Source organism: Psychrobacter sp. 1Y4 (assembly GCF_051847555.1).
Window position 1 is genome coordinate 1 of sequence record NZ_JBPYDE010000080.1, and the last position, 1,302, is coordinate 1,302.

Annotated in this window: 2 protein-coding genes; both read right to left on the reverse strand. The window is 43.7% G+C overall.

The features are described 5' to 3' along the window. Positions 1-790 (reverse strand): PrpF domain-containing protein (locus ACS8FC_RS14300; protein WP_439297247.1); only part of this gene is annotated, 790 nt, incomplete at its 3' end. Positions 791-936: 146 nt separating this feature from the next. Further along, the gene (locus ACS8FC_RS14305; RefSeq protein WP_037025847.1) at positions 937-1,197 is read right to left on the reverse strand and encodes a Txe/YoeB family addiction module toxin; all 261 of its coding nucleotides are present in this window, start codon (positions 1,195-1,197) and stop codon (positions 937-939) included. Positions 1,198-1,302 lie beyond the last annotated feature (105 nt).

The following is a 1,302-nucleotide window of genomic DNA, read 5'->3' on the forward strand; positions in this document are numbered from 1 at the left end:
TGAATAGCCCCATCGACACACCGCCTGTAGCGCGGATTTTTTCAAGCTTGGCAAGTAGCTTACCATCGCTATTGATATCGCCTTGTAATTCAGTACCGGTAAAGCCTAAATCTTCAGCTTTCATAAAGATGGTTGGGATACCTGCGCTAATAAAGGTCGCCTTGACATTATTAGTATCAAGGCCGCAACCTGACACATCAAAATCATCGACCAAGTTACCAGTAGGGAACATGTCGCTGGTAGCATCTACAGGATCGATAAACTCAATTTTAACTTCAGCGGCTGGGAAGGTCACACCATCTAATTCAAAATCGCCCGTCTCTTGAACCTGTACTTTGTTTTTTTCATCTAAATAGACAGGCACATGCGCAATAATCGTCTTACCGATATTCTCTTGCCAAATGCGTACTTCACAAATACCGCTATCTGCATTGTCATCGATGCTGTTAGCAATTTTGTCAGCATCAACCAGTCCCATATTAATGGCACAGGCACCGACAGCTGCAGTTAAGTTGCCACAGTTACCTGCCCAATCAATCATAGGCTTGGCGATATTAACTTGTCCAAACAGATAATTCACATCATGATCAGGTCTATCTGATTCGGATAAAATAACCGTTTTTGAGGTACTAGAGCTGCCATTGCCGAGACCATCAATCTGCTTGCCGTAAGGATCTGGACTACCGATGACACGTAATAGGAAGTTATCCCGCGCAGAGCCTGCGACTTGGCAACGCTTAGGTAAGTCAGATAATTTAAAAAACGTCCCTTTTGATGTGCCGCCGCGCATATAGGTGGCGGGGACAGATAGTTGCGGGGCGAAAGAAGCTTTTGATTTAGTATTGGTTTGGGCCACTGTATTAAATCCTTTTTATATTGTTGTAAGAATGGGTATGGCGCCATCAGCAAGTAAACATACATGACTAAGAGCACGCGTTAATAATGATAGCGACAAGAGATAATCGTCAGATAGTTATCATCGACGGCATATACCAACCGATTGGCGTCATCGATGCGTCTTGACCAAAATCCAGATAGATTTTCTTTTAGGGGTTCAGGTTTGCCAATGCCTTCAAACGGATTACGCTTACATTCGGTGATGAGTTTGTTAATACGTTTGAGTGTCTTCTTATCTTGTGTTTGCCAGTACAGATAGTCTTTCCACGCAGCGTCTGTCCATGCTAGTTGTTCACTCATTGTTAGACCCTTTGGATTGATTGAAGCCTTTGAGTTTAAGCCCTCTCAATATCGCTATCCGTGTGCTCATCGCTGCGACCGTCACTTTTATCACTACCTTCTGCT